General features: G+C 48.9%; 4 protein-coding genes. All 4 read right to left on the reverse strand.

The genetic code is table 11. The annotated features are described in order from the left end of the window. Positions 1 to 2: 2 nt before the first annotated feature. A complete protein-coding gene (locus tag BAZ21_RS28990) occupies positions 3 to 4760 on the reverse strand; it encodes a non-ribosomal peptide synthetase (protein ID WP_256021035.1) in 4758 nt (1585 codons plus the stop codon). Positions 4761 to 4824: 64 nt separating this feature from the next. Then, positions 4825 to 9483 (reverse strand): non-ribosomal peptide synthetase, encoded by a 4659-nt coding sequence (locus BAZ21_RS28995; RefSeq protein ID WP_068501312.1) that lies wholly within the window; start codon positions 9481 to 9483, stop codon positions 4825 to 4827. Positions 9484 to 9507: 24 nt separating this feature from the next. Beyond that, positions 9508 to 22182, reverse strand: coding sequence for a non-ribosomal peptide synthetase (locus BAZ21_RS13460; protein WP_068501316.1), 12675 nt, complete (start codon positions 22180 to 22182; stop codon positions 9508 to 9510). Next, positions 22157 to 23380 (reverse strand): ACP S-malonyltransferase, encoded by a 1224-nt coding sequence (fabD, locus tag BAZ21_RS13465; RefSeq protein WP_068501319.1) that lies wholly within the window; start codon positions 23378 to 23380, stop codon positions 22157 to 22159. Before fabD ends, BAZ21_RS13460 begins: the two co-directional genes overlap by 26 nt. Positions 23381 to 23557: the final 177 nt, after the last annotated feature.

Below are 23557 nucleotides of genomic sequence, written 5' to 3' on the forward strand. Positions count from 1 at the left end.
CCTTACTGCGAAATGGTCAAAGCGTTTAAAAGCCTGTCACTAGCAGTCTGGAAGATTTGATGGATATACTGTCGGTCCTCTTCATACGGAAGGATCAGAGAAATCTCCAGAACTTTGTCGACATGCTGTATCTCGAAAAAAATGGCTTCATTGACGCTCAATTTTTCTCCATCTGCATCCATTTGGTCAAAAAGTGCCGAGTCTTCTCTGCTCTCCCCCAAATAATTGAAAACGACAGGCAATTGTTCAAGCCCCTTTTTCAAGATACGGCTGGAATCGGGATAAGCCTCCTCCATATCTGCGTTGATCATTAGATTAAAAAAATTCAAATGATGGCGTGCAGCCGAGTCCAATTGTGCAAGGATGCCCTTTTCACGAGCTACGATGTCGTCTTCCTGAAGTACAACGGGAATATGATCAATACATTCGCCCACCGTTCCAAAATAGTTCTGATCACCATACTGTCTTCCGTAATTTGTCATCCATAGCGGAACCTCGGAAATATGAAAATAGGTGCTGAAAAATTGGTAAGCCATCTGTAGTGAAAGACTCCACATGTTCGCAGATTGCCCCGGCTCTGGAGTGTGGCTTACATCCAATCTCCAATGATACTTGGTAGATACTGCATGGTTACGATTTTGCGTTAGGGCCTGAATAAGATCGTTATTTTCGCCAAACACCTGAAGCCTGAATTGCTGGTTCATTTGCTGATCACTGATGCCTTGAGGGCCTTGACGGATATGCTCCACATAATCCCGATAATGATTGGCTTCTATTTGCTGTGGTGCCTGCTGGGGATGGTGATATTCGTCAAGAAGCTGTCTCCGCAAAATGCCACCGCTGGTAGCATCAAAAATAATATGTGAGCATGGCAGCAGAAGCAGTTGCTCCCGCAAGTTTAAGCGAATCAGGACAATACGATATTGTAAAGCATGTGTCTGCTCATACGGTTCCTCATAAAGCTGCGGTATCATGTAAGAAAGGAGCCTCTGCTGCATATATACCGGATATCCCGAAAGATCCACCATAGGCAAGCTGATATGCTCTGGTGCTGGTTTAAGCCCCCAGGTCCACGTTTCATCTGACTTCACAATGACACTTCGCAGCAACTCATGACGATGAATTAGTCGTAGAATAGCGGCGGTCAATCGTGGGATGTTCAAATAGCTGTCCAACCGGATAGACATGCCTGACCCGACAGGATGCTGCAAATGATAGAGCTGTACAGGAGCAAGCGGGTATTGTCCAATCGTGTCCGGAGCCAGTATATGGGTACTCCATTCCGTATTTAAGTCAGCAATATTGTCCTCCAATTCTTCTGCCCGATGTTGGATGAAGGCTTCTTGTTCAGGGTTTGTCGGCTCGAAGTCATCTGTCACGGGAATTCCGCAAACCCGATAGGGCTCGTCTATGCCCCATGGAATAATATAATGGGGATGCAGCTCGGGGTGTATGCGGGATTGAATAAATTCTGTAATGTCCTGAACCTGTTCTGCATGGAAAGGCTCTAGTTGCAGGAACAGATAGTCTTGTTGAGCACCAGACACGGTTCGAAGCAAGGCATGAGCACCAAAGGCCTCTCCGATAATCCGCCCGGCCTCCTGAGAGTCGGCTATAAGTTTGCTTGTTTCCTCTGCCCCCTCTTCCCCGCGTTGCAGAAGATCGTACAAGCTACGAATCGTCTGATATTGAAGCAATTGATGTATATCCAACGGGATGTTCAATTCCTGTGCTTGGGATACCAGCTGGATGGCTTTTAAAGAGTGCCCTCCAAGCTCGAAAAAGCTGTCGTCAATACCGACCTTTTCGACTCCAAGCACCGTTTGCCACAGGTTCGCCAGTTGCTGCTCTACTTCATTTCTGGGGGCCGTGTATTCTAGCTGGGAACTACTGATCGATTCCGGCTTAGGAAGCGCTTGCCGATCAATCTTTCCATTCGTGTTCAAAGGAAGCGACGGCAGAAATACATATTGGGCAGGAATCATGTAGTCTGGCAATTGCCCCGCCAAATGGGCTTTCATCTCACTTATAGTCAGAACTGCATCGGTTGCAATGTAAGCACAGAGTGTTTTTTGACCATCATTCGTAGCTCTTACGGCAACATGTACTCCATGAATGGCATCATGTCTCATGAGCCTGGTTTCTATTTCCCCAAGCTCGATTCGATAGCCGCGGATTTTAACCTGTTGGTCGATTCGTCCGAGATACTCCAGATTACCGTCTGGCAGCCATCTGCCCAGATCACCTGTCCGGTACATCCTTTCACCGGGAATGAACGGATTAAGGACAAATTTTTCCCGAGTCAGCTCATCTCTGTTCAGATATCCGCGCGCCAGACCATCGCCACCCACACAAATTTCTCCTTGAGCCCCGATAGGCAGCAATCTGTTTGAAGAATCCAATATATAGGCAGTGGAATTTCCGATTGGCCGCCCGATCGGAATGTTACTATACTCCTTTTCAATCGGAAAACAGCACGAGAATGTGGTATTCTCTGTCGGGCCATAGCCATTAATGATCGTCAAGCCAGGACATTTCTCTCTAACGTGAGCGATGATTGCAGGTGAAAGCACATCTCCCCCTACTAGCAAGTATTTGAGAGGGGAAAATAGTTCAGGCTTTTGCTGAGCAAGTTGATTGAACAATGGTGATGTCAGCCACATCGTCGTAATGTGATTTTGCTCGAGAGCAGTACCCAGCTTCACAGCATTTAAAATGATGGTTTCCGGCACGATATACAAACGTAGACCATTGAGCAAAGCTCCCCAAATTTCAAAGGTACAGGCATCAAATACTAAAGCTCCGGTCATTAGAATGCGGTCGTTCTCAGCGAATTGTACGTAATTTGTATTTTTGACCAGTCGTATGACATTTCGATGCTCAATCATGACTCCCTTAGGACGACCCGTGGAGCCGGAGGTGTACATCACATACGCCAAATGATCTGCTGTTGCTGATCGATTGGAACTGGTGAAGACGTCGGTATCATAAGAGTCGATATCACCTAAATCCAGCACAGTGCCGGAAAATTCGAATCCAGTTGTTTGGCCCCCACTGCCTGATAATGTAAGTAAAATATCGCTGCGGCTATCCTGGAGCATAAATGTAATACGGTCTTGCGGGTAGGAGGGATCTATCGGCAAATAAGCTGCTCCAGCTTTTAAAATACCTAGCACCCCAATAATCATTTCGGGTGATCGTTCGGTCAGGATAGCTACAATGGTATCTGGCTGAACGCCCAGCTTCCGCAGCTTGGAGGCCAACTGATTAGCCTTTATATTTAATTCCCTGTAGGTCAGCTCTCGATTTTCAAATGCAATGGCCACCGCTTCCGGTGTCTTTTCTGCCTGTTCCTCAAAACAGTGATGGATTGTATGCTCAGCAGGGTACAATGTCCGGGTATCATTAAAATCGAACAAGAGCCACTGTCTCTCCTCTGTCGTCAGAAAATCCAGGTCCTTAACGGATATATCCGGGTTAAGAAGGACCTGCTCCATGGCTTGGCTGAGATGGCTGGCGATAAGCTGGATCATGTTTGAGTCATAGGTTAGCTCGTTATAGCTAAATCTGATTTCAAGCTTGCGCCCAGGCACGACAACAATGTTCAGATCGTAGTTGGTTTGCTCGATTTCCTCCACTTCCGAGATGCGAATCGTTTTTGATTCTTCCTCAAGACTCATGAGATCCTCGGAAATCGGATAATTTTCAAATGCGACAATATGACCAATCAGATTTTGCTTTAATGAGGTGTGAGACTGGATATCAGCTAGTGACAGATAGGAATACCGATTGGACTCCATCATGGAATCCTGCACAGACGCCAGTAAATCCGAAAACCGTTGTTCCGGGGTGCTGATGATTCGTACCGGAATCGTATTGATGAACAAACCGACCATATTTTCTATACCAGGTACTTCATCCGGTCTGCCAGATACAACTGAACCCAGAATGACATCGTTACTGTTATTGTATGTTTGTAGTAAAATGCCCCAAAGGGTTTGAAATACGGTGCTAACGGTGACACGGTACTGCTTGGCAATATGCTCTAAGCCTTGGGTCAGGCGTTCTTCCCATACGCTTGTAAATTGTTTTGCCTTATAGGAGGAATCAAACGACCGCGTATAGCCGGGAACGACGGTTTCATTTTCAACATTAAGCAAATATCGTTGCCAGTACGCGGCCGCTTCCTCCTTGTCTTGTCTCTCCAGCCACTGGATAAAGCTGCTGAATGGAAAAACTGGCCCTAGCTTTAAAGACGTGTTGTCCCGAAGGGAAATGTAGATGTCGAAGAAATCCTGGGCTACTGTACCCATACACCAGCCATCCATCACAATATGAGGAAAGCTCCAAATAAGCTTGGAGTCTTCCTTTGTCCATTGAATTAAAGCCAGTCGAATCGGAACCTCTTTTTCCAGATCAAAGCCTGTTTGTCGATCGTTTTTTAGAAAAGATTCCAGAAGAGATTTTTTTTCTTCGTCCGGCTGTCCGCTCCAATTCTGAACATGGATGGGAGTGGCCTCCCGTTGTTCCAGAACGACCTGAAGAGGCCGTTCGGTTTCCTTATACATAAAGACGGTGCGGAAAATATCGTATCGGTCGACCAGCTTTTGCAAGCTTTGCTGTATTAGGCTGGCGTCCAAAATGTCTTGAATGGTGATGACGGTCTGTTCAAAATAAGCCTCCGACTTTTGATCCAATATGGAATGAAACAGCATCCCCTCTTGCATTGGCGAAAGCGGATAGAGGTCTTTAATTTTCACCTGAGCCAAAATTCACCTCTCCTTTACCGTACGAATGTTTAATTTCATGTTGGTTTGTTCATCTTTATTTGAGATTGTTCAACAGCTTGTCGGCCAAACGACTTGCCATATGTTCAAACTCTCCGATGGATAATTGCCCGTATGTGAAATCAGTCGGACTTTGCTCGGTTGTTTCCTTTGCGCAGCAATGGCGAATGAGCCCCAGCAAATGCTTTTTATATCCCGTAGTCAACCGCTCCACCGTAGATGGTTCATATTCACGCCCGCTATAGTCAAATACAAGATGAAATTTTCCATCCATTACCATACCATTGATATCAAAGGTAAATGTTCTTTCGGCATGAGGACTAACTTCAGCACCGACAAACGAAGAAAGCGTCGAAATTCGCAAAGGTGCATCTGCTCCAGCCTTCCCATCAAGTTGCCCCAAGTAGTTAAAGCTGATTTCAGGGACCTTGGCTAAAAAAAGTGTCTTCGTGCCCTGTTGGTTCCTTGGGGACAAATAGCGTAAAATCCCGTATCCTACGCCCTTGTTGGGCAACCGCCGCAGCTTGTCTTTAACCACCTTGATCTGATGGGCCAAGTCTTCCGGCTTGCTCACGTCTATCACAAACGGATACTCGGACGTAAACCAGCCGACTGTGCGGGAAACATCTATGTCTTTGATGAACTCCTCCCTGCCGTGCCCTTCCAAATAAACCGCAATTTCAGCATGTCCGCTCCATTCATGAAAAGCTAACCCTAGCGCCGTCAGTAAAATATCATTAATTTCGGTATTGTAGGCATGGTGCACGTGTTTCAACAGGTTTTCGGTTTCTTCCTGGCTGAGTGTCACTTCGGATTGGCGTACGTCACGGATGAGGCTAACCGAAACCTCATGATCTTTTGGCAGAGGGTGTATCTCACGAGCTTCTACCGCATTCCAATAGTTTATTTCCTGACGCGCCTGTGCGCTTTGCGCGTACTCGGACAAACGTATTGCCCATTCCTTGTAGGAATCGGTCTTGGCGGGGAGCTGTAGCTTTTCACCGTTAGCTAACTGTTGGTAAGTTGTTTCCAAGTCTTCCAGCAGGATTCTCCATGACACACCGTCTACGACAAGATGATGAATGACGATTAATAAATGATCGGCTTCCTGTAGCCGGAATAAAGCCAAACGCACAAGCGGGCCGTTGCGCAAATCAAAACGGCTCTGTAACGCGTCAGCAAGCTGCGCAATTTCTTCCTCAGGCTGGTCAGCATGTGAAAAATCGTAGCTTTCCAATGTGAAGCGTTCACCTTCGGCTGTGTCTCTGTTATAGGCGACAGGTTCTTTTTCACGCTCATCAAAGGTCATACGCAAGGCATCATGGTGCGTGGTCAGCTTATCCATGGCGATTCTCAGCCAGGTCTCGTTCCATCTTTCGGCGTTCTGGAGCATGACAGCCTGATTATAATGGTGACGTTCTGTTCGATGATGCTCAAAAAATTCCCATTGGATCGGTGTCAGCTCCACTACACCTTGTACTTCCCCCTGCGGGATGGTCCGGGTTACTTCTTTAATATAAGGAGCGATCAAATCAATCTGCGGATGACGGAACAAATCCTTCATATCCATTTTGAGGCCCTTCGCATTCAACCGGACCATAATTTGTAGTGCCTTGATCGAATCCCCGCCAAGGTCGAAAAAGTTGTTGCGCAGGCCAATCGGCTTAACGCCAATGACTTCCTCCCAGATGGAAGCGAGTGTCTGCTCCAGCTCGCTTTGCGGCGCTTCATACTCGACGTCGGTCAACGCAAAATCTTCGGGTTCTGGAAGCGCACGTCGATCAATTTTACCGTTATGGGTCAAAGGCAATTGATCCAGCACAATCATATGCGCAGGCACCATATAGCTTGGCAACTGCTTGTCAAGCTCTGTCCGCAAGAAGGATTTGTCGGTTGTACCTGCTACGTAGGCGCACAAATACTTTTGTCCGGTCTTATCCGTTCTATCCGTGACCACCGCTTGGCGTACCTCATCCAATTGGAGTAAGGCCGACTCAATTTCACCAAGCTCGATCCGGTAACCACGAATTTTCACCTGAAAATCAACCCGGCCGAGAAAATCAATGTTGCCATCTGGCAGCCAGCGAGCCAGATCTCCGGTGCGGTACAGACGCTCTCCGTTCACAAAAGGATTCGGTACAAATTTCTCCGTCGTCAGGTCAGGACGGTTCAAATAACCGCGGGCCACAGAAGCACCGCCCAAGCACAACTCCCCGGCTACGCCGATAGGGAGCGGCCGCAAAGCCTCATCCACGATATATACTTTATGATTTGGCAGTGCTTTTCCAATCGGGACGATACCTGATGGAGGCAGACGTTCAACTGTTTCTTCATAAAAGCTGGAATCAATAGCCGCTTCGGTTACACCGTAGGTATTTATGATGCGCATCGTATCGCCGAAGCGATTCAAAAGCGTCCGATAGTTTTCAATGCCAAAGCTGTCCGCGCCTGTAGTAAGCAACTTCATGGCACTGACATCTGTACCGTGTTCATATACGTAGGCCATAAGTAGCGTCAACAAAGCTGGCGGAACTTCAAACGTCGTAATTTCGTGCTGTTCGAGAACCTGGGCCAAAGCTGGAGGATCGTTGCGCACATCCTGCGGGCAAATGACCATGGTGCCTCCGTTCAAGAATGTCTTGGCCAGATCACCGGCAAAGACATCGAACGACATACTGGCAATCTGAAGGAGCTTAACTGGAAACTCTTTTAACTGGTGAGCTTCTCTATAGCCCCACGCCGTATTTACGTAATGGCGATGCTCGATCATCACGCCTTTCGCGTTGCCCGTCGTTCCCGATGTGTAAATGACGTAGGCCAAAGCCTCAGGATCATGGATAGGCACGTAGATAGGCGCTTGTTGGTGAGAATGCTCCGCTTGTGAAGCTTGTTGAAGTGAAGCTTGTTGAAGTAACGCTGGCAAGTCCAGCACTTCACCCGCAAAATCCACATCGGCCAATAGTCCAGTCAGGGAAAACTGCGTGAGCATAATCGTAGCCATACTGTCCTGAAGCATGTAAGCAATTCTCTCTTTCGGGTAGGTGGGATCGACAGGTACGTAGGCAGCTCCCGCCTTCATAATCCCTAACACAGCGATAATCATGTCTGCTGAACGCTCAAGCATCACGGCGACGAGATGTTCACGCTTAACCCCACGGTTTTGTAATGCTTGAGCAAGCAGATTGGCCTGCTCATTCAACTCATGATAGGTCAGTGCGGTATCTTCGTAGATGACAGCGGTCTGTTCCGGGATACGTTCTGCCTGCGCCTCAAATATTCCATGAAACGTTCCGGCAGGATAGTCGGCAATCGGTCCGCTCCATACATTGATTAGCTCCGCCTCTTCTGTAGCGGTCAGCAAACGAATGTCCCGCAGCAGGAGTTCTGGTATACGTGCAATCTGAACGAGTGTATGCTCCAAATGTCCAGCTAACCGTGTCATCGCTTCATCGCTGTAGACATAGTTGTTGTAGGACAGCATAAAGCTCAGCGCTTTTCCGTCCTCCACTTCGATGTTGAAGTGGTAAGGTGTTTCTTCGGACAGCTGAGCGTCCTCCACGACGAATCCAAGCCGTTCCTTCAGATCAGGCCGGCCAACCATATCCTCCAGCGGGTAGTTTTCAAATACAACAAAATGATCCATGAGTTGCTGCTTGAGCGCTGACTGGGACTGTATTTCAGCGAGTGAAAAATAGTCATATGCCCGTGATTGAACCGCACTGCGCTGCACTTCACGAAGCAGACCTGAGAATGGCTGATCTGCATTCAATTTGATCCGTACCGGTATGGTGTTAATGAAAAGTCCCAACATCTGTTCAACACCTTCAAGTTCCGGTGGTCGACCGGAAACAACAGTGCCGAAGACGACGTCTTCACTTTGGTTGTATCCTCCAAGCACCACTCCCCATGCAGTCAGAAACAGACTGCTAAGGGTTGTTCCGTTGCGTTCAGCCACCGTCCGCAATTGACGGGTTGTTTCATCCGTAAGTGTTATTTTATGCTCATGCAGCAAGTACCCGGTATCTGCCTGGAGCGGATCGGCTACAGGCAGAGTTGGCAGCACGGCTGGCTGATCATAGCCGTTCAGGATGGACCGCCAGTATTCCTTCGCCGCCTCCTTATCCTGCTTATCCAGCCAGCGGGCATAGCCAGTGTAGGGCTGCGGTGTTGGCAGTTGTACGGTCTTACCCGCTTTCAGTGCTTCATAAGCCGCGAACAGCTCGTCCATCACGATGCCGAGGCACCAGCCGTCCATAATAATATGATGAAAGCTTAAAAGCAGCGTATATGCGTTCGTTTGGGTTTGAAGCACAGTCAGACGAATGAGCAAATCCTTGCTCAGATCGTAACGATGGTTCCGGTCCGCGTCTGCGTAGCTGCGAATGGCTTCAGCTTGCTCCGCCTCGGGAATATTCATCAAATTCTCGTAACGAAGCGTTGGATTTCGCTCCTTAAACACGATGAGCCGCGAGCGGGAGGCACTTTTATGATAAATATTCGAACGAAGCGTTTCGTGACGCTGTACCAGGGTCTGAAAGCTCTTTTGCAGAGCCTCCAGGTTCAGTTCACCCCGGATGGTCATTCGTACTTGCTCATAGTACGCCTGTGATTCCGGCTCTATCACTGTATGAAAGAGCATCCCCTCCTGCAAAGGCGTTAAATTGGCCACTTTTTCGATTTCAAGCCTTTTACTCATCGGATTTCCCCCTCGGGCGAATAATTATAGGCTTTCATAAAAATGCTTCATCTCTTCGAACTCTTCCAGATCCAGATCCTCTGCCCCTACGTCTGTTGGTGTCAGTTCCTGACCGGACTGTTCCAGGCAATGACGAATGGTGTTCAACAGGTGTGTTTCAAAGCTAGAGAAAAGTTGTTTGACCGTGCGCTCTTCATATGCATTTCTGTCATAGGATATACGAATACTTAATTTTCCGTCTTCCAAGCGGCTATCCATATAAAGAGCATAAGATGAACCACTAACCGCATCCTTGGTACCTGACCCAATTTCAGCTTGCAGCGGCGATGTTGAGAAATAAACCGATTCCGGGTGTAGGGAGTCTATATAACGGAAACCGATTTCCGGATGACGGGAACGTTTGGAATTCGTTGGATTGCTCACTTCGGTCAAATATTTTAATACACCGTAGCCCAGTCCCTGGTTGGGAACCTGTCGAATGGTCTCCTTCACACGCTTGAGCAACAGCGCTATATCATCCGCAGATTTGATGTCCAGTACAACTGGATACACGGACGTAAATTGCCCCATCGTTCTGGAGATATCCAGCGAATTTGTTTCACCCGGCTCTCGGCCAGGGTTCTCCACGTAGAGTGCAATCCGTTCTTGCCCTGACCATTCGGACACTGTTTGACCCAGCACAGAGAGCAGTACTTCCTCCGGCACGGTATTGTAGGCATGGTTGACCTGTGTCATCAGATGCCGGGTTTCGGCTGTTGATAATTGCAGTTGGAGCCGATGTGTTTGTCTCTCCGATCCAGAATCCGTAATGACTTCATGGTCTTTGGGAAGCGTTCCCCACTCGGACAACTCTATCTTGTTCCAATAGTCCTGCTCCTTGAGCAGCTTTTTGCTATTTGCATAATGCTCAAGATGCTCTGCCCACGTTTGGTAAGCGTTCGTTTTGTCCGGCAAGACAATCGCTTCCCCATCCAGAGCTTGTCCGTAGCCTGTTGCCAAATCTTCGAGCAAAATATTCCATGAGATGGCATCAGCCACTAGCGGGTCTACGGCAAGGAAAAGATGATCGCCGCTATCCAGACGGAAAAGCCCTGCCCGAACTCGTGGTCCTTCAAACAGCCGCAGGCTGCTTTGGATGCGTTGGCATTCAGCTTCCAATTGGCCGCGTGCTTCGCTTTCCGTTCCCGTAAGCGACAGCACCTCCAGCGTGATTAGCTCCTCATTCAGTCCTTTGTGAGCTTGCGTGACCGTCCCGTCAGCCTGTTGTAATAAGCCAAGGCGCAGAGCATCGTGGTGTTCTACGATTTTCTTCAATGCGGCTCGCAATGGCTGCTCGTCAAAGCCCGACTTTGCTAACAGCAGTACCGACATTGCGGCAGGAAGTGCCACGGATGCTGGATGCCGTTCGAACCAATCGATTAGATGTCGTTGTATCGGTGTCAGTGGCGCCTCTCCATCTACCGTGCCTTGCGCAATCGGACGGGACAGTGTTTCTGTATAGCCGCTCAGAATTTCAATGGACGGATGCTCCAGTACGTGTCGGATATCCAGTGAATATCCGTGAAGACGCATGCGTGCAATGACCTGAACTGCTTTGATGGAATCGCCTCCGAGCAGGAAGAAGTTATCCTGAATGCCCACCTGATCACGTCCCAAAACATCTTGCCACACGGCGCCCAAAACTTCTTCCACATCATTTCGCGGCGCTACATAGGCCACATCCGGTCGGTATAGCTTTTCAGGCTCCGGCAATGCTTTTCGGTCGGTTTTTCCGTTCGGTGTCAACGGTATCCGATCCAGAAACACGAAGTAAGACGGAACCGAATAATACGGAAGCAACTTGGCGGCATGTTCATGAATGACCGTTAAGCTTGGTGTTTCTTCTGTATGCAATACAAGGTAGGCACACAAGACGGATTCTTGCTCTTTGTTTTGATTTACAATGACGACTGCCTCTTGAATTGCAGAATGGCTCATCAAAGCATTTTCAACCTCACCCAGCTCGATCCGGAATCCCCGTACTTTCACCTGATAGTCGATTCGGCCGATAAACTCCAGATTTCCATCTGCTTTCCAGCGAGCGAGGTCACCCGTTCTGTACATTCGTGTTCCTGTTGAAAATGGATTATCCACAAATTTTTCCACCGTCAACTCCTCGCGGTTCCAATAGCCACGGGCCAGCCCTTCCCCTGCAATGCATAGCTCGCCCGGTATACCGATTGGCTGTAATCTGTCCTGCGCATCCAGGACATAAATGTGCGTATTCGCAATGGGGCGTCCAATGTCAATCTGTTTGGCATGAGTAAGTTCCTGCACTGCCGACCAAACCGTCGTTTCCGTAGGTCCGTACATGTTATAAATGCGGGGACCGTTCAAATTCTGCAATGCCTCCAGCAGCCTGGGCGGAAGTGCTTCTCCCCCAACCATAATTTCCTGTACACCTTGCAGCGCACGGGAGCCTTCCTCATGACTCAACAGCATGTGCAGCCGGGATGGCGTCATTTGCAGCATGTCAATATGATGTGCAGTAATCAGCTCTCCAAGTGTCTGAGGATCAACCTGATGATGGCGGTCGCCTAGCACGACGGTCATTCCGCCCAGCAGCGGCAGAATCGTTTCCAAAACGAAAATATCGAACGAAATGGTGGTTAGCGATAAAATCGTTTTGTTCCCTGCAAAGTCGATCACTTCACGCATTCCTGTAATAAAGTTCAGCACCGAGCGATGCTGGAGCATAACTCCTTTCGGATTTCCGGTTGAGCCAGAAGTATAGATGACGTAAGCCAGATGCTCCGGCTGAGCAGTGGCTTCCAGATTGGTCCTTTCCCCTTGATATACTTCCTCATCTTCGATAAACAAGGTTTTGTCGCTATAATGATGTTCTCCTACCAGATCGCGACTGGTCAGGAGTACGGCAGCCTCACTGTCACTCAGCATATATTCAATACGGGCTGACGGATATTCAGGGTCGATAGGCACATAAGCGCCACCCGCTTTTAGCACGGCGAGCAGACCGATAATCATTTCCGCCGAACGCTGCACCATCAGACCGACTAGCTTATCGGGTCCTACACCATGCACTTGAAGTACCCGTGCCAGTGAGTTCGCGCGTTCGTTCAACTCCCGGTAGGTCAGACGCTGCTTTCCGAACACCAATGCTATATGATCCGGCGTCTGTAGGACTTGTTTTTCAAACTGCCCGTGAAGTGTCTCATGGTACGGGAAAGGTACGACGGTATCATTAAATCCGGTTAGCAGCAATTGCTTCTCTTCATCAGATACGATCGTAATATCGGCCAACCGCACCCTGACATCCTGCGTTACCGTTTCCAAAATTCGCACATAATGCTCTGCCAGCCGTCGGATGGTCTCCGGTTTAAACAGCTTTGTGCCATACTCCAAAGTGAAGGACAAACGTTCTTTCTCCTCGGTCACATGCAATGAAAAATCTACCTTGGATATACCCGCGTTGAATTCTTCTGGTTTAAAACGAATGCCTCCTGTTTCCAAAACATCCGTGCCGACATTTTGCAAACTGAATATCGTATCGAATACCGGGTTTCGACTTACGTCGCGTACCAGTTCCAGCTTGTCTACAAGCTCATCAAACGGATATTCCTGATGCTCCAGTGCCAGCAGCGAGTTCTTCTTAACCTCCTGCAAAAAGGATTGGAACGTTAAAGAAGCTTGCGGCTGATTGCGAAGAACCAGCGTATTGACGAACATGCCAATCATCGCTTGCGTATCCACATGCCGTCTTCCGGCAACAGGTGTACCCACGATAATGTCCTCTTGGCCAGAATATTTGCCCAGCAGGACATTATAAGCCGCCAAAAGTACCATAAAGATCGTCGATTCGGTATCTTGGGCCAATTTGTAGAGTCTGCTCGTAAGTTTGGATTCCAAGGTGACGGTCAAGCTGTCACCTTCAAAGCTTTGTGCTTGTGGACGTGAAAAGTCCGTAGGCATATTTAGTACAGGAAGCTCGCCATTCAAGGTCTGGAGCCAATATGATTCATGCGCTTGCAATGCGTCGTCAGTGATCTGCTGCTTCTGCCAGGCAACAAAGTCTTTGTAATGAAGCTGAATGTTCGCAAGCTGTCTACCCTGATACCGTTGAATAATTTCATCCAGCAGCACGGCCATGGAAAAACCATCGGATACGATGTGATGCATATCCACTAGCAGATTGAAGCCACCTTCGATAAATTCGTACAGTTCGGCGCGGAATAAAGGAGCTGTTCCCAGATGAAAAGGCTGAACAAACAAGGTCCGAACCTGTTTTGCTTCTTCCTTGGAAATCCGGGTATACGGAATGTCGAATGGAATCGTGTCCCGAACTTTTTGTACCACTTCCCCATCTTCCAGATCGAAATACGTCCGAAAGGATTCATGACGCAAAATAACTTCCCTAACGGCTTCAATGAAGCGGGGAACCTCCAGATCTCCCTCTATGAAAAGCTGACCGGGTACATGATAGGCCGTTCCGGCTCCCAGCTGTTCAAGCACATACATTCTCTTTTGGGAAGAAGATACCGGATAGAAGGCTTGCGATTTCACTGATACAATCGGTTTGTAGGTCTTCTTTGTTCCACTCGCAATATATGTAGCCAGATCACCAATCGTTTGCAGCTCAAAAATGTGGCTAAGTGGAATGTGTACACCCAATTCCTTGTTGACTCTCGACAGAATGACCGTCGCTTTTAGTGAATCACCACCCAGTTGAAAAAAGTTATCGTCATCGCTGATATCCGTTACATTCAGAACATCCATCCAAATGTTCACGAGCTGATCTTCTACGACGTGGTTCTTAGAAACGGCGTCTGTTTTAGTGAATACGCTTGCTTGTCCCCGCTCTGGCAAAGCCTGTAGATCAGGCTGACCATCCAACAGAAGAGGAATATGATCCATAGGAATCCAAAAACGGGGCTGCGTATAATCTGGAAGAATTTCGATTGCAGCCTTTTTTAGTGCTCCTTCTTCCCAAGGCTTCGATGCGTTTGCGACCACATAGGCGGTTATATATGAGACTTTTCCAGCTTCGTCCGTTTGTGGTGTAATGACGCAGGACTCCAATTGGAAAATCTGCAGCAGGTGTTTCTCCAGTTGCTCTAGATTAACCTGGTGTCCGCGAATGTGGATGCTCCGATTCAAATTTCCAATATGCCGCAGCTTGCCATCGTTCTCCACGTAAACCCATTCCCGGGTCGTTCCCAACAAACCTGCTGCTGAGGCTTGATACACCTCCCCTGCTGTCCCAACAGGTGCCAAATGCTTATAGGCATCAAGGACGCAAAGATAGTTTCCGTTGGCATCGGTATTTGCTGCCCATACAGCTCGAAGCTGTTCGTTCTCCGGCGCACGGAGTAAAGACAGCGCGGAAACACGAGCCCCTTCTTCCTCTACAAGGGAATGCAGCAGATTCAGGAAATATCCTGACCAGGCTTCGAGCATGTTTTGCTGAAAAAGATCCGAATTGTAGTCGAAATCAAGACGCAATTGCTTCTGCGTCTCTGTCACGTTCAAAAACAACTCGTATTTGCTGAATGACACCTCATTCTCAACGAGTTCTGCTTCCAGTCCATGGAATTGAAAACGCGGAATCGGTCGATCCATATTGAACACCGCGTTAATGACAGGCAAATGCCTCAGCCCCAACTGAGCGAGTCCGGCAAAGCTGTACTTTTGAATGCTGTCCAGTTCATTCATGCGCTTTTTGACCGTTTGGACATGCTCCGTAAAAGTAGCATCAGGACGCACTTCGCTGATCATCGGAAGCAAGTTGACACAGTTGCCGATCAAAGAGAAGGCGTCCATATGGGATTGTCCTGCGGTGGGAACCCCCACCGTTACTTCCTGCTGCCCTGTCAGGCGATGCAGAAAAATCTGAAAGGCGGATAGCAGCGTTACAAAAAGGCTGCTGCCCAGCTTTATGCTGGCGGATCTCAATTGTTTAACAAGCGGCGCTTCGAGCATTACGGTATGTCTGCTTCCTCTGGAAGACGGAATCTGTATTCCCCTCACCGGAGATGGCAGGTGGAGGACAGGCTGCTGTTTATCCAGCATCGCCGACCAAAAAGCCAGTGCCTCTTCTTTCCCTGCTTTCAACTGGTCCTGCTGCCAAATAACGTAATTCCGAAAAGGTACTGGTTCTGGAAGGCTGTAGTCAGCTTGTCGGACAAGCGCAGAATAGATCTGCTCCAGTTCCTGAATGAATACACCAATCGACCAGCCATCCGCGATAAAATGATGAAACGTAAAGACACTCAGATGCTCTTCATCCGATATTTTCAGCAGATGAATCCGGAATAACGGCTCGCCTGGCGTCATGGCAAACGGGGTTTCGCTGTCCTTGATCATCCATGCCAGGATATGTTGTTCCTGTTCATCCGGGTGGTGACTGGTAAAATCATGAAGCGGGACTTCCGCTTTCATCACAGGAGCGATCACCTGAGTTTCCCCATCGCCGCTCATAAAGGTATGTAAGGCTTCATGACGGTTTACAACGGTCTGGACAGCCTGGTTGAACGCCTGCTGCTGAAGTGGGCCACGAAACCGCAACAAGGCGGTTTCGTGTAAGGATTGAGAGTCACTTCGATCTGAAACAGAGGCGAACCAAAGCTGCTTTTGCTCTGGAGTTAACGCAATCACAGTTTCTGCTGCTTCAGCCTCTGGAGGTACGGTTACAGGTTGCTTGCCCGGCCCCGGGCCGTTTCCATTCGGGGGCGGGTCCGGTAAAAATCCCCCTTTGCGCAGCTCGTTCACGCTATCCTTGACCGCTTGTACGATTCGCGCAATATCTTCTTCGGTATGGGCCGTGGACAAGAAGCAGTTTCGTCCCTCCCAGATATAGATGCCTTTGTCCAGCATGTGATAAAAGAACAATTCCAGATCGCCTTTGAGCACGAAGCGGAATAGGGAGCCATAGTGAACGACCTTCATAGGTACGTGTTCGTCAGTGAAATAGCTGTTCAGCTCCGCTGCTAACGCCGAGGTACGGCTGTTTAAGCGATTTTGCAGTTGCTCGCCATTTTTCTCCAAATGGTCCAGCACCGCTAAGGATGCAGCCATGGCCAGCGGATGATGGCAGAAGGTTCCTGCCACAAAGGTTCGCTGCTGCTCATGCTGCGGATAGGAATCGTCCCCGAAGCTCCACGTGCCTCCGTCGATCCCGTTCATAAAGGCGGCTTTTCCGGCTACGATGCCGATGGGCAGCCCGCCGCCAATGATTTTACCGTAGGTCACGAGGTCGGCTTGCACCCCAAACCACGCTTGGGCTCCCCCGGGCTGAATCCGGAAGCCTGTGATGACTTCATCAAAAATGAAGGCAGTACCCGACTGCTCCGTTATCTGGCGAATTTCCTGCAAAAAGGCTTTAGGCTGAAAATCTGGTCGGCGGCTTTGCACCGGCTCCACTATAACCGCGGCCAGTTCATGCGCATGGGTGCGGATATAATCCAGGGAATCGTCCGTCCCATAATGAAGCACGACGACATCGTCCACCATATGCTGCAAGATACCTGGAGCCAGAGGTGTCGAATGCTCCTTGTTATCACCGGCGCTCCCCAGTGCCAGCACCCCGTCGAATGTACCGTGATACGAGCCAGCAAAAAGAACGACCTTAGCTCGTCCAGTGGCAGCACGTGCCAAACGGAGCGCGACCATGACAGCCTCCGTGCCGGAATTATACAGGGCAATCCGTTCCACGCCGGTCATTTTGCATATTCGCTCGGCGACTTGCCCAGCCATGTTGGACATGGGGCCGACACACATGCCGTTCTTCAGCTCTTCCTCAATTTTTACACGAATAAAGGCCGGATTGTGTCCGAACAGATTCACACCAAAGCCCATCGTCAAGTCGACATATTCATTGCCGTCCAGATCCCAAATTTTTGAACCGTCTGCACGCTGGGATACAATTTGGTACACCATTTCCTTCAAAACAGGCCGGAAACCAGCCACATTGCGGTTATTGGCGTATACAGAGCGATACTGCTGGGTGTACTGTTTGGTGCTACGCGTACGGGCCGTGTAGCGCTCAATCAGCTCTTGCAGGTGTTGTTCCTGACGGAGCGAAAGCAATTCACGTGCTTTAACATCCAGCTTTTTATAAGGCGTATACGGCTTGGCTTCATTGCCTGTCTGCTTGGCAACAGCCTTTACGGATGGAGCCGATGCTAATGCAGCCGCGACTTTCTGCTTGGATTCAGTACGGATGATCTGTGCGCTTTCGCTACTTGCCGTTGGCAAAACGCCCGTTTCCGGGCTAAATGGCTCGGAAGCTATTACGGATGCAGATGGCTGATGTCGGAGAACATCGAGCTGCTGTGACATCAGATGCAGCTGTTGCTCCAAAATTCGCTCTACAGCTGCAGGAGCTGTAGCGATTGGGAGACTTTGAGCCCGTGTATGCCCAGCCGAATCTATGGCATACACGGATGCGGCAACCGGAACGGCGGAGTCATGAGACGGTTGGGTTAACGGGAAAGCTGCATGAACAACCTGGTTCAGCGTTTTTTCTGGACGATTTTCCACAGATTGAACCGGGGTTTCAGCAGAAGTGGAAATGCTCACCCGCTCGGCTACGTAGCTGGCCAACAGCTCCAGCGTGGTCAGCGATTCGAAAAATTCGTTCATTGGAACGTCCAGTCCGAAGGTATCCTTGATACTGTGGCGAACCTGGGACAAATTAATGGAATCCAGCCCAAGCTCCAGAAAATGTGTTTGTGGCTCCAGTTCCTCCAGGCTGAGCTGGGACACGTTACCGATCATTTTCGCTAACTTTTGAAGAATAGATGATATGTGCTGATCGGCAGCAGATGCCGACGCTGAATATTCGTTCCCCATCATTCCAGACTCCTTTACTGTTGAGTTTTCATGAACTGGTGCCTTCCGCTCCGTTCGAACCTGTTCGGGCACGTTAATCCAGCATCTTTTCCGTTCGAATGGATACGTAGGCAGAGAAACCTTTTTGTAGTGCTTACCTGCATATAGGGCATTCCAATCGATCTGTGCTCCTTGCACGTACTTGGCACCCAGTTGCTCCAGTGATTGCAAAGTGTCCAAGCTTCCAGCGACCCTCTCTGCGCCACCTGTGCTATCCGCTTTCCCGGTGTATACACCTTCGACGACTCTGCCTTGTTCGTGCAACTGAAGCACCTTCGCTTTCAACGCATCCGCCCCTGCGGCAGTCACAGCAACCCGGTGATTCAGGTGACTTCTGCCTGTGTTAGCCGTATAGCATACATCCTGCATCACGAGTTCTTCCGCGCGTCCGAACCGTTCTGCGTACCGCCCGATCAGCTCTCGCAAAGCGGACTCACTCCGCGCTGACAAGGTCAGCAGCAGCGGTGATGATCTATTATTGCTGTCCGTTGAGGCTTGGTCTGATTCCGTCTTCGCTATATATTCCTCCAACACCACATGGCAGTTTGTCCCGCTGAATCCAAAGGAGCTCAGCCCGCTTCTTCTCGGGAAACCGTTCGTCTTCCATTCCCTCAGCCTCGTATTGGCATATACCGGGGATTCCTCAAAATGAATCTTTTGGTTTGGTGTGCGAAAATGAACGAGCGGCGCAATCTGTTGGTGCTTCATGGACAGTACGGATTTGATCAAGCCCGCAATCCCGGCGGCTTCGTATAAATGACCGATATTCGTTTTGACCGTGCTGATCGCCACAAACTGCTTACGCTGTGTATGCTTGCGGAAAGCCTTGGTGATGCCGTCAATCTCAACCGGATCGCCCAGCTTGGTTCCGGTGCCATGCGCTTCGATATAGCTGATCGTTTCAGGATCAATCCGTGCAGCGCGCCACGCCTGCGAAATCACTTCTGCCTGAGCCAGCGCATTCGGCGCGGAAATACCAATCGTGCTGCCGTCCTGATTGATGGCACTTCCCTTGATCACGGCTAAAATGTTGTCACCGTCTTGTTCCGCTTTGCGCAGCGGCTTCAGGAAAACGGCTCCAACTCCTTCACCCCAGCCCGTTCCGTCCGACTGGTCGTCGAAGGCGCGTGCCCGATCATCGGAGGATTCCATGCCAATACCTGCTTTCAGCGGCAGCAAAATCGTCTTCACTCCACCTGCCAAGGCCATGTCGCAGTCTCCATTAAGGATGGACTTGCAGGCCAAATGCACTGCCACGAGTGAGGAAGAACATGCTGTATCAACGGTTAGCGCTGGGCCTTTTAGATCGAGCAAATATGCAATCCGGCTGGAAATAATGGACGATAAATTACCAATGGCAAAGTTCGGCAGCGCGCCCGGTTCCACCTCGGACAACAAACGCTCATATTCGAAGCTGGTTTTGGAAAAACCGACATACACGCCAACCTTTTGGCCTGCCAGTTGCTTACCTCCATACCCCGCATCCTCAATCGTGCTCCACGCGGTTTGTAGAAATAGCCGTTGATTGGGGTCCATTAGCGAGGCTTCCCGCGGAGTCAGCTTAAAGAAGGAATAATCGAACTTGTCTACTTCGTCCAGATATCCACCTTCCGCGATTTGCACATTCCGTCCTTCCGTATTCAGACGGGAAATGAAAGCTTCGGCATCTTTTCTTCTTTCGTCGCTGTACGGGCCGATATTGTCAGCCCCTGATGCCACATTCGCCCAAAACTGCTCCAGTGTTTCCGCTTGAGGAAATTTGCCAGACATGCCAATGATGGCAATATCCCGGTCATTCGCTTCCTTCTTGCCCTCAGACTGTGCTGTTGCAGCCGTTTCACTGCTTAGGTCCTGACTGGAGATATACGCAGCCAGCTTGGCGATAGTCGGATAGGAAAAGAAGTCCGTCACCTCCATATGAATCCCTAATTGATCCTCCAACTGGTCCACAATTTGAACGAGCTGCAAGGAAGTCGCTCCGATATCAAAGTAGCTATCGTCCGTCCCAATCAATTTTACATTTAAAATATCCTGGCAGATTCCAATCAGCTTCTGTTCTATCTCTCCTTGAGGCAAAACTGCACGCTCAGCTGCTTGCACGGTTTGAGTGGCCTCGGCCAGAGTTGTCAGTATCTCATTAAATTCGCCCTGTTCATAACTCTGGGCTAATTTGAAGCGCTGAACTTTCCCGCTGGTTGTTTTAGGGATACGCCGGATCGGAACCACATCCTGAATATGCCAACCTCCCCGGTAATTCAGATGGCTTTTCAGCTTTTGGACAAGCGGTACAAAATGCTCTATCTTTTTCGTGTGCATCACAAAGGCAACAATACGATCCTGCCTGGTTTGCGCATCATGTACACCGCACACAGCTACTTTCCCGAGATCCACGCCATCCAGTTCCTCGGCAATCCGCTCGATGTCATGCGGGTAGACATTCTGTCCGTTCACGAAAATGATATCCTTGGCTCTACCGGTAATAGTCAGGCGGCCGTTCCGCATAAAACCTAAATCTCCGGTGATAAGCCAACCATCCTCTGTTTTGACCTTCGCGGTAGCCTCTGGATTGTTATAGTATCCGGCTGTCACATTCTTGCCGCGGATCTGTGTGTGTCCAATCACCCCATCTTCGAGCACCTGATTTTGTTCATCGCAAATGCGGACAGAGATACTGGCCAACGGATACCCCAAATCCACAAAAGTAAGACACCGCTTGTCGGACTTGTCCACTTCTTCGATGGGTTCACCTACGTGTAACTGCTGCCGATTCAAATGAATAGGGATAAAGGTATCTTTGTCCATATATGGAGAGGAAACACCCACACTCGCCTCTGCCAATCCGTAGACAGGGAGCATCGCATTTTTATTCAAACCGTGAACACTCATGGCATCCATAAACACATGACAAAGCTCCACAGATACGGGCTCAGCTCCATTTAAGATCATACGAACACTTGATAAATCCCAGTTAGACGCTGTTTCAGGTTTATACTGATCGAGAAAAAATTTATATCCAAAATTGGGAGAGCATATTTGAGTCACCCTATGCTCCGATACTTTTTTTAGCCATAAAGACGGACGTCTGATAAAAAGTGACGTCGGCATAATCAGCTGCTTGGCATTAGCGATCACACAGGTTAAATGAAATGCGATCAATCCCAGGTCATGCGTAAGCGGCATCCAGCCCAAATAAGCATCCTTGGAGCTCATGCCCGTTTGATTTGCGATATCCCGAATATTGTAAACCAAATTTTCATGCGTCAGCATGACTCCTTTGGGATCACCTGTAGAACCTGAGGAAAATTGGATAAAAGCTAAATCCTCCGGTTTGGATATATGGACTACACCTTTGCTCTGACTGGAATAATCAAATGTATGGCTTGAAAAAGTCGCTTTTTTAACAGGCTCAAAGGAATCCAGCAGTTCATGTTGGTGCGAGTATTTTTCCAGCTGCTCCAATACCTTGTCATCTGCAATCATATAAGGGCGGGAGAGTGTGTTCCAGATTTTAAACAATTTCATTTTATGCTCATCATTATTCCCTATGCTTACAGGAACAGGAACGATTCCACCGAGTAGGCAACCCCAAAATACATTCACAAAAGTATGATTGTCGTCGATCTGCATGATCAGCTCATCACCAGGTTGTATCCCTTTTTCCTGTAATTCATAAAGTACCTGTGATGCTTGCTCCAGAAGTTTACTGTAGGATACATATTCCTCTTGTTTATCACCAGTAATAAAGGTGATTCCGTTCTCATCCCGGCTTGCGCGGTCTTGAATGATTTCAATTAAAGTTTGAAACTGCTCCATCCTGATCCCTCCTCAATTGCTCCAGCATTACTTTCTGCTCTCCTTCGGAGACCTGTTTGGTTTGCAACACCAGGCGAATACACTCCAGTATTTCCTGTCTCTGCTCAGCAGCAGGAGATGGGCTGCTGCCTGATTCTGAGTTTCGCAATAATTCTTCCAGTCTCCGAACAGGTAAAATAACACCCTTTCGATACTCATCTTCATTCCAATTGGCATTGGGGGTAGACACCGCCAGTGACAGGGAACAGGCAATCCAATTACGGATCGAGAACCGGCGTTCCAGTTCAACGCGATCCAGGTCTCTGTCCAGAGACAGCACTTCGATGGTAGTATTTATTTCCTTCGCCAAATTTTTCAGCACCGTTCGTGGACCTAACTCGATGCCTTGTTTCACGCCATGATTCACCATATACTGCATGGTTTGAATCCATCGAACCGGTTGAGTCATTTGCAAAATCAATCCTTGACGGATGCTATCAAGATTGGGGTATGGCTGAGCGGTCACATTGGAGATCACGGGCCACTTCGCCTCATTTAAAGTGTATTTTTGCAGCTCTGCAGTCAGTCTGTCTGCAGCATGCTGCATAAGCGGACTATGAAAAGGACCGCTGACCTGCAAGTGCGTAATTTGGGCACCCCGCTGTTCTAACTCGCCAGCTACCACAGCGACAGAGGTGTGATGACCTGAAACGACATACTGATTAGGTGAATTGTAACAGGCAATGACAGCAGGCTGATCGACTGTGGAGTGCAGACGACAGAATTCTTCCACGGCGCCTGGCTCAGCTCCTCGAACGGCAATCATGCTGCCCAGTCTTGCCACTGCGGCTTCTTCCATGAAGCGTCCCCGCTCTTGGACCAGTCGTAAAGCGTCGCCAAAGGCTAGAACACCGCTACTTACCAGAGCTGAATATTCACCCAGGCTATGACCTGCTGAAAATTCAGGGATCATCCCGATTTCATGCATATAACGCCGAAATGCAATGACGCTGATCGTAAGAAGTGCGGGCTGAGTATAGAATGTTCTGGATAGCTGAGTAATCGGACCTGCCATGCATAAAGCTTTCAGATCATATCCCAAAATATCAGCAGCCTCTTCAAACAAGCGATCCGCTTCTGTAAAACCGCTATGCCATGCCGTTCCCATTCCTACATACTGAGACCCTTGTCCCGGAAAAACCAAAGCCATGCGATTCATACCAAACCCCTTTCCTCCCCACAAAGATGTGGCAAAACAAAAATGTTTTTACGATTCAGGTGTTAATGTACATATGTATGAAGACAACAGCTGTAGAGATAGATATAGCAAAAAGCAACAAAACCGATTGTCAAAAAACAGTAATCGACATGTAAAAGTGAATTGGTTATGAAGTTT

It is taken from the genome of Paenibacillus kribbensis (genome assembly GCF_001705305.1).
Taxonomy (GTDB): Bacteria; Bacillota; Bacilli; order Paenibacillales; family Paenibacillaceae; genus Paenibacillus; species Paenibacillus kribbensis_B.